At 69.3% G+C, this 7,999-nt stretch carries 7 protein-coding genes and 1 pseudogene; 3 read left to right on the forward strand and 5 right to left on the reverse strand.

Annotated features, from left to right (window positions below; translation table 11 throughout):
- Nucleotides 1–382, forward strand: a pseudogene (locus tag VGF12_RS04535) (hypothetical protein); the annotation flags it as partial.
- A gap of 185 nt (nt 383–567) precedes the next feature.
- Nucleotides 568–1,617 (forward strand): pseudouridine synthase, encoded by a 1,050-nt coding sequence (locus VGF12_RS04540; protein WP_331174855.1) that lies wholly within the window; start codon nt 568–570, stop codon nt 1,615–1,617.
- Nucleotides 1,618–1,707: 90 nt separating this feature from the next.
- Here the strand turns inward: VGF12_RS04540 and VGF12_RS04545 are convergent, their stop codons facing one another.
- The 5 genes from VGF12_RS04545 to VGF12_RS04565 are packed head-to-tail and all read right to left on the reverse strand — an operon-like array spanning nt 1,708 to nt 6,858.
- Nucleotides 1,708–2,445 carry an SDR family NAD(P)-dependent oxidoreductase gene (locus VGF12_RS04545; RefSeq protein WP_331174856.1) on the reverse strand — a complete coding sequence of 246 codons (738 nt, stop codon included), beginning with the start codon at nt 2,443–2,445 and terminating at the stop codon, nt 1,708–1,710.
- Nucleotides 2,446–2,480: 35 nt separating this feature from the next.
- On the reverse strand, nt 2,481–4,130 hold the full coding sequence (locus tag VGF12_RS04550) for a diguanylate cyclase domain-containing protein (protein ID WP_331174857.1): 1,650 nt from the start codon (nt 4,128–4,130) through the stop codon (nt 2,481–2,483).
- Complete coding sequence (locus VGF12_RS04555) at nt 4,127–4,816, reverse strand: HAD-IA family hydrolase (protein ID WP_331174858.1); 690 nt, start codon at nt 4,814–4,816, stop codon at nt 4,127–4,129. The genes VGF12_RS04550 and VGF12_RS04555 overlap by 4 nt, the downstream gene beginning before the upstream one ends.
- Nucleotides 4,817–4,837: 21 nt before the next feature.
- Nucleotides 4,838–5,551, reverse strand: a complete 714-nt coding sequence (ubiG, locus tag VGF12_RS04560; RefSeq protein ID WP_331174859.1) for a bifunctional 2-polyprenyl-6-hydroxyphenol methylase/3-demethylubiquinol 3-O-methyltransferase UbiG — start codon at nt 5,549–5,551, stop codon at nt 4,838–4,840.
- Entirely contained in the window at nt 5,548–6,858 is a 1,311-nt protein-coding gene (locus tag VGF12_RS04565) for a TRZ/ATZ family hydrolase (protein ID WP_331174860.1), read from the reverse strand. Before VGF12_RS04565 ends, ubiG begins: the two co-directional genes overlap by 4 nt.
- Nucleotides 6,859–6,923: 65 nt before the next feature.
- Here VGF12_RS04565 and mtnA point away from each other — a divergent pair, with 65 nt between their 5' ends.
- The gene (gene mtnA / locus VGF12_RS04570; protein ID WP_331174861.1) at nt 6,924–7,925 is read left to right on the forward strand and encodes an S-methyl-5-thioribose-1-phosphate isomerase; all 1,002 of its coding nucleotides are present in this window, start codon (nt 6,924–6,926) and stop codon (nt 7,923–7,925) included.
- Nucleotides 7,926–7,999 lie beyond the last annotated feature (74 nt).

Here is a 7,999-nt window from a genome sequence, read left to right on the forward strand (position 1 = left end):
GTTCGGCACCACGCACCAGATGCTGGACGACCTCAACATCAAGTCGCTGGACGACCTGCCGTCGCTGCCCGAGATCAAGGATCCCGCGCAGCTCGAAGCCGCACTGTCGCGCCTGGGCGAAGGCCTGCCGGGCGCCACCGCGGCGCTGCCCGTGCCGGAGGGCGAAGAGGGCGAGCTGGCTGCGGAGCCGGAAGCCATCGCTACCGAACCCGCAAGCGAAGAAGCTGCGGCGGAGGAAGTCGTCGTGGAAGAAGCGCCCGGCGAAGAGGACACGCTGATCGAGCCTGATGCCGAAGAGAACGCAGCGTCGGCAGCCGACGAGCCGGACGCGCCAGGCGATGAGCCGCCCAACGAAGCCTCCGACGAGACGAAACTCCCTTGAAGAAGCCTCCCAGAGCACCCCGCAAGCCGTCGTCGAGGACCTCCTCGTCGTTCTCCAAGCCTTCGTCGCGGAGTTCGGATTCCCGGTCTTCGGAGAAGCCCGCGTCGCGATCCTCGTCGCGGCCGTCCTCGGCACGTCCTGCTTCGAAGTCGTCGTTCTCGAAGCCCTCGTCGTCCCGACCTCCTGTGCGGTCTCCGCGTCCGGCCCCGAAGCCGGCCCCACGCGCTGCTGACGGCGCGCCCATTCGCTCGGCGGCTACGACTACAGCTGCAGCGCCCTCGGCCCCGGGCGCGGGCGAGCGTATCCAGAAGGCCCTGGCCACTGCCGGCGTCGCCTCGCGTCGCGAGATCGAGTCGATGATCGCCGAGGGCCGCATTCAGGTGAACGGCCAGCCGGCCCGCGCCGGCCAGGCCGTGTCGCCGGCCGACCGCATTACGCTCGACGGCAAGCCGCTGCGCCTGTCGGCCAACGTGGAGCCTCCGCGCGTGCTGCTGTTCAAGAAGCAAGCCGGCGAGATGGTGACGCGCGACGACCCGGAAGGGCGCCGCACGGTATTCCGCAAGCTGCCCAAGCTGGACAGCGGCCGCTGGATCGCCGTGGGCCGCCTCGACATCAACACCTCCGGCCTGCTGCTGCTGACCAACCATGGTGAGCTGGCGCGGCGCCTGACCCATCCCAGCTTCGAGGTGCCGCGGCGTTACGCGGTGCGCGTGCTGGGCGAGATCACCCCCGATGTCTTGCAGCGACTGCGCACCGGCGTGATGCTGGATGACGGCGAAGCGCGTTTCGAATCCATCGCTCCCGGCGTCAACGAAGACGGCCACAGTGCCAACCAGTGGTACGAGGTGATGCTGCGCGAGGGCCGCAATCGTGAGGTGCGGCGTCTGTTCGAATCACAGAAGCTGCAGGTCAGCCGCCTGATCCGCGTCAGCTACGGCCCGTTGGAACTGGGCCGCGGCATTCGCAGCGGCGGCTATCGCGAGGCTACTCAGGAAGAACTGCTGGCACTGATGTCGGCTGTCGGCCTGGAGGCAGAGGCCGTGGTGGCCAAGCCAGGCAAGTCCGAGCGCAAACGCCTTATCGACGAGGACGACGACACCGAGGTGCCTTTTCGGGCCAAGAAGCTGTCGCGGCTTGAGAACAAGAAGAAGCAGTCCTGGGCGGCGCAGCCGTCATCGCGCGGGCCGGCAGGTGGCGGCGCCCGGAAGCCGGCGCCGAAGAAGCGCAAGCGCTGAGTCCAGCTGTCTGCTGTTGTGGGAGCGACGCTAGCCGCGATCTTCTGAAGGACGAGATCGCGGTTAGCGTCGCTCCCACATAAAGGAATTCTAGAAAGCCTTGCCGCTCTGCCCGCGGCTGTCCGGCCCCATCAGCCACAGCAGCTGCGGGGTCACGCTGTCCGGCAGCGGCAGGCTGTCCAGCACCTCGCCCGGGTAGCCCTTCTGGCGCAGCCCGGTGCGCAGCGGCGGCGGGCAGAAGGTGTTGAAACGCAGTTGCGGGCGATCCGCCGTTTCCAGCGCCCACACCTGCGAGAGATTCTCCAGGCCGGCCTTGGCCACGCCATACGCCGCGTGGAAGGGCCGGGCCTCGCGTCCGCCACGGTCGCTGCAGAACACCACCGACGCGTCCGGGCTCTTCTCCAGCAGCGGCAGGCACTGGCTGGTGATGGCGAAGGCGGCGGTGAGGTTCACCTGCAGGTTCTCGATCCACTCGCGCGGCTCCACGTCCTGCAGGCGCGCAAAGGCCTTGAAGTGGACGGCGCAGTGCAGCACGCCGTCGAGCCGGCCGAACTCGCGGCCCAGCGTGTTGGCGAGCTCGCCGTGGTCGTTCCAGTTGGCGCCGCCCAGGTTCATCGGATAGATCGCCGGGGCAGGGCCGCCGGCCTTCTCGATCGCGTCGTAGGTCGCTTCCAGCTTCTTCACCGTGCGTCCCAGCAGCACCACGGTGGCGCCGTGGCGCGCAAACGCCAGGGCAGCGGCCTTGCCCAGGCCTTCGCCGGCGCCGGTGACGAGGATGACGCGGTCTTGCAGCAGGCCCGCGGCGGGCTGGTAGTTTTCAGGCAGCATCGAAGAATCGTTGTGGGATGTAAGAAGAGAAAGGATCAGGCTTCGCCGAGCCAGCGTTCGACATCCTCGGGACGCATGCGCGCGCGCACCGCCTGGCCCTCGAGATAGGCGACCTCGCGGGTCCTGGCCAGCGCCAGCATTTCGGCATTGTCGAGGTTGCCCAGGGTGATGCCCTGGCGCAGGTGTCGCAGAACGTTCAGCAGCGCGTCGAAGGCCTCGCGCATCGGTGCTTCGGTCAGCGCGCGCTGTAGCGGCAGCGGCGACAGGCGCACCTCGTTCACCGGGAAATACAGCGAGGTCATGGCCGAGCTGCCCGGCTGGCCGGCGCCGGTAACGCAGAAGCCCACGCCGGCACCGCGCAGGCTCACCAGCTGGCTGCGGGCATGGGCACCGCCTTCCACGAGCGCGGCTTCGGTCACTTCCAGTGTCAGTGCCGTGGACGGCAGGTCGTGCGAGCCGAGCAGGCGCGTCACCATGTCGGCCAGCGCCAGCTGGCGCAGCGCCGCATCGGGAATCCGCACCACCAGGCCAAGACCGGGCCGGCCCATGCCACGCCACTGCGCCAGACGCGCCAAGCCCTCGCGGAACTGCCACAGCGTCAGCGAATGCACCAGGCTCAGGCGATCCGGCAGGTTGAGGAACTCGGCTTCCTCCAGCCGGCCCTGGCGCGGATGGGTCCAGTAGGGCACCAGCCGCAGGCGCGGCGGCAGCTCTGCCTGCAGCGGCTGCTGCAGCATGTAGTCGTCGGCCAGGCCGTCGTTGTAGAGCGCGGCATGCAGTTCGGCAATGCGGCGCGGGCGGGCACTGCGGGCGTCGTCCAGGTCCGGTTCATAGACCCGGTAGTCGCGCTGGTCGCCGGCGGCGGCGTACTTGGCGATCTCGGCGTGGCGGATCAGCGTCTCGGCGTCCTCGCCGTGCTCCGGCGCCAGGGCGATACCTACGCTGACGCGCAGCCCCAGGCTCTGGCGCCCGACGCTCACTGGCGTGTCGAGGGCGAACTGCAGGCGGCTGGCGAAGCGCCGCGCCTCGGCCTCGTCGCTGACCTGCGGCAACAGGATGCCGAAATCGTCGTGGCCGAAATGCGCCAGCACGTCGTTCTCGCCGAGTACGCTCTTGAGGCGCTCGGTGAGCTGGTTGATCAGCGCATACGAGGCATCGCGTCCCTGCGACTGCTCCGTCTCGTGGTATTGCTCGCTGGCCAGCGTCATCACCGCCACCGGCATGCCATGCACCCGGCGCCGCGTCAGCGCGCGGCCGATCAGGCTGATGAAGGAATGCCGGTTGGGCAGGCCCAGGGTGTGGCCTTCCACCGGCGAGCGTTCCAGCTCGTGCTGCAGGATCGTGGTCTGCTCGCGCAGCGCCGCGGTCTCGTCCAGCAGCAGGGCGCCCGCCTGGTAGGACAGCACGTTGCCGATGTACTGGCCCCAGACCAGGAAGATCAACGGCATGGCGTCCAGCAGCCACAGCGCCGGGTTCTCGCCGTGGATCCGCAGCAGCTTGTCCCCGTCGATGTCGCCGTAGGCGGCGCGGGCCGCCAGCAGCGTCGCGGCGATGATGGCCAGCAGGGCGATACCCAGGCCGTACCAGGCATAGCGGTTGGTCTTGCTGCGCAGCAGGCTGGCGGCGGCGTTCAGGCCCTCGAGGCGCCTGTCCTGTCCCAGCGGTCGATTCTGCGCAGTATTCATAGCCAGCGAGTCAGTTCTCCCGGCGTGCGCAGGATCGCGTCCGCCCCCCAGCCCTGGATCGGGCCGCCTTCGCCAAGATACCCCCAATCGGCGGCGATCGTCCGCATGCCGGCCGCCCGGCCGGCGTCGATGTCGCGCCGGTCGTCGCCTACGTAGACGCAGTCGGCCGCCGCCAGGCCCAGGATCTCGCAGGCCTTGTGGATCGAATCCGGGGCCGGCTTCGGCTTGGCCACCTCGTCGGCGCTGATCGTCACGGCGGAGCGGCTATCCAGGCCTAGTTCGGCCATCAGCGGCCGGGTCAGCCAGGACGGCTTGTTGGTCACCACGCCCCACAGCACGCCCTGGCGCTCCATCTCGCGCAGCGCCTCGTCCATCTCCGGGAACAGGCGCGACTCGTGGCTCAGGTTGGCGCGGTAGTACTCCAGGAACGCATCCCGGTGTTTCGGGAAGTCCACATGGTCGGCCGCGATGCCCAGGGCCTTGCCCAACAGGCCGCGCGCGCCGGCCGACGCCACCGGGCGGTAGTCCGCCAGCGGCAGCGGTGCCAGGCCCAGCGAGCCGCGGACGAAATTGGCGGCGTGGCCGAGATCAGCCGCGGTATCGACGAGCGTGCCGTCGAGGTCGAACAGGAAGGCCCTGATGGGCCCGGGAATCGGGAACCGGGAATCGGGAATGGTAGAAGACATGTCTTTAACGATTCCCGATTCTCAATTCCCGATTCCCGGTTTCACGCAATACATGAAGTAGTTGACGTCGATGTCGTTGCCCATCGTCGCGCTCTTGAGCAGCGGGTTGTAGCGCATGCCCTTGATCTCGCGCGTCTCCAGGCCTGCGGCGCGCGCCCAGGAATCCAGCTCCGAGGGGCGGATGAACTTGGCGTAGTCGTGCGTGCCGCGCGGCACCAGGTTCAGCAGGTACTCCGCGCCGACGATGGCCAGCGCGAAGGACTTGGGATTGCGGTTGATGGTGGAGAACACCAGCGTGCCGCCGGGCTTGGCCAGGCGCGCGCAGGCCGCGATCACCGATTCCGGCGAGGGCACGTGCTCCAGCATCTCCATGCAGCAGACCAGGTCGAAGCTGCCCGGCATCTCGCGCGCCAGCTCCTCGGCGGGGATGTGACGGTATTCCGCCTTCACGCCGGACTCCAGGCCATGCAGGCGCGCCACTTCCAGCGCCTCCTCGGCCATGTCGATGCCCAGGGTGTCGGCGCCGGCCTTGGCCAGGCCCTCGGTCAGCAGGCCGCCGCCGCAGCCCACGTCGAGCGCGCGCTTGCCCTTGAGGCCGCCGGCGCAGGCTTCGATGTAGCGCAGCCGCGGCGGGTTGATGTGGTGCAGCGCGCCCATCTCGCCGCGCGGGTCCCACCAGCGCGAGGCCAGCCGGTCGAAGTTGGCGATTTCGCGCTTGTCGACGTTCGTGTTCATGGCTTGATCTTCTGTCTCCATTCCTGCGCGCGGGCGATGATGGCCGCCTCGTCCAGCGCCAGCAGCTGCCGCTCGCGCATCAGGGCGCGGCCGGCGACGTAACTATGGGTGACCTGGTCGCGGCCGGCGGCATAGGCCAGCTGCGACTGCACGTTGTAGACCGGCTGCGTCGCCGCGGCCGACAGGTCCACCGCGATGAAGTCGGCGGACTTGCCCGGCACCAGCGAGCCGGTAACGCCGTCGATGCCCATCGCCCGGGCGCCGCCCAGCGTCGCCATGTGCAGGGCCTGCGCCGCGGGCAGGGTGCGCGCGTCGCCGGACACGGCCTTGGCCAGCAGCGCCGCGGTGCGCAGCTCGCCCAGCAGGTCCAGGTCATTGTTGCTGGCGGCGCCGTCGGTGCCCAGCGCCACGTTGACGCCCGCCGCCAGCAGCTTGCCCACCGGCGCGAAGCCGCTGGCCAGCTTGAGGTTGGACTCCGGGCAGTGCGCCACGTGCACGCCGAACTCGGCGGCCTCGGCGATCTCCTGGTCGGTGAGCTGGGTCATGTGCACGGCGATGAAGTCCGGCCCCAGCAGTTCCAGTTCCTTGAGTCGCTGCCAGGGGCGCTTGCCGCTGGCCTGCAGCGCCATCTCCACTTCGCCCGCGGTCTCGTGCACGTGCATGTGGATGCCGGTGCCCAGCTCGGTGGCGTACTTGCGAACCTCCAGCAGCGGTTTGTCGGACACGGTGTAGGGCGCGTGCGGCGCGAACACCGTGCGCAGCAGCGGGTTGCCGCGCACCGAGTCATGCACCTCCAGGCCCTTGTGCAGGTACTCGTCCGGTCCGCTGGCCCAGGCGCTGGGGAAGTCGATCATGATCAGGCCGATCGTGGCCCGCATGCCGGACTCCGCCGCCACCTGCGCGCTGGCGTCCGGGAAGAAATACATGTCGTTGAAGCTGGTGGTGCCGCCGCGGATCATCTCGCAGCAGGCCAGCCGCAGGCCGTCCACGCAGAACTGGCGGTTGGCATGAGCGCCCTCGGCCGGCCAGATATGGTTCTGCAGCCAGTCCATCAGCGGCAGGTCGTCGGCGATGCCGCGCAGCAGCGTCATGGCCGAATGCGTGTGGATGTTGACCAGGCCGGGCATGACGGCGTGAGCCGGCAGCTCCAGGACTTCGGCCGCCCGGATCGCACGGGCCTCGGCGGCCGGCAGGATCTGGGCGATACGGCCGTCGCGCACCACCAGGGCATGATGCTCCAGCACCGTGCCGGCGGGTTCGACGGTCACCAGCCAGCGGGGAAAGACCAGCAGGTCGGCTGTCTGCATAGCGGACTCGCAATGGGAAGGGGGTAGAATCGCCGCCCATTCTACCTTGCCCGCGGAGCCTTCCGATGTCCGGTGCCGTACTTCCCATCGTCTGGGCCGAACCCGTCCTGCGCCTGCTGGACCAGCGCGTGCTGCCGCACGAACTGTCCTATCTCGACTGCCAGAGCGCCGAGGACGTCGCCAGCGCCATCCACGGCATGGCCGTGCGCGGCGCGCCGGCCATCGGCATCGCCGCCGCCTACGGCCTGGTGCTGGCGGTGAGCCGCGATCCGCAGTCCTTCGACCAGGCCTTCCGCGTGCTGGCCGACTCGCGCCCCACCGCGGTGAACCTGCGTTGGGCGCTGGAGCGCATGCGCGAGGTCTGGCGCCGCCGGCCCGACGCCGCCTCGCTGCTGGCGGAGGCCATCAACATCCACGAGGAAGACCTGGCCCAGAACCTCAAGATCGGCGCCTATGGCGCCGAGCTGTTGGGGCAGGGTGCCAAGGTGGTGACCCACTGCAACACCGGCGCCCTGGCCACCGGCGGCCACGGCACCGCCCTGGGCGTGATCCGCAGCGCCTGGAGCGCCGGCCACCTGGCCCAGGTCTACAACACCGAGACCCGCCCCTGGCTGCAGGGCGCCCGCCTGACCGCCTGGGAACTGCACGAGGAAGGCATCCCCGCCAAGCTGGTGGCCGACGGCGCCGTAGCCCACCTGATGACGCGCGAGAAGATCGACTGGGTCATCGTCGGCGCCGACCGCATCGCCGCCAACGGCGACACCGCCAACAAGATCGGCACCTACGCCCTGGCCGTGGCCGCCAAGCGCCACGGCGTGAAGTTCATGGTCGCCGCCCCCAGCGGCACCTTCGACCTGTCCTGCCCCAGCGGCCAGGCCATCCCCATCGAAGAGCGCACCCCGCGCGAGCTCACCGAGTTCCGCGGCGAGCCGGTGGCCCCGCTGGGCTACGACGCCTTCAACCCGGTGTTCGACGTGACGCCGGCGGACCTGATCGATGCGATTGTCTGCGAGCGCGGCGTGATCAGCCCGGTGAGCGAAGAGGCGATCCGCAAGTTGCTTTCTTAGATTGAACCCCTCGCCCGCTTGCGGGAGAGGGGCAGGGGAGAGGGTTTCTGTAGAACTGGCCGTACTCACTGGCA

Origin of the sequence: Roseateles sp. (assembly GCF_036404855.1) — a bacterium.
Lineage (GTDB): Bacteria > Pseudomonadota > Gammaproteobacteria > Burkholderiales > Burkholderiaceae_C > Pelomonas.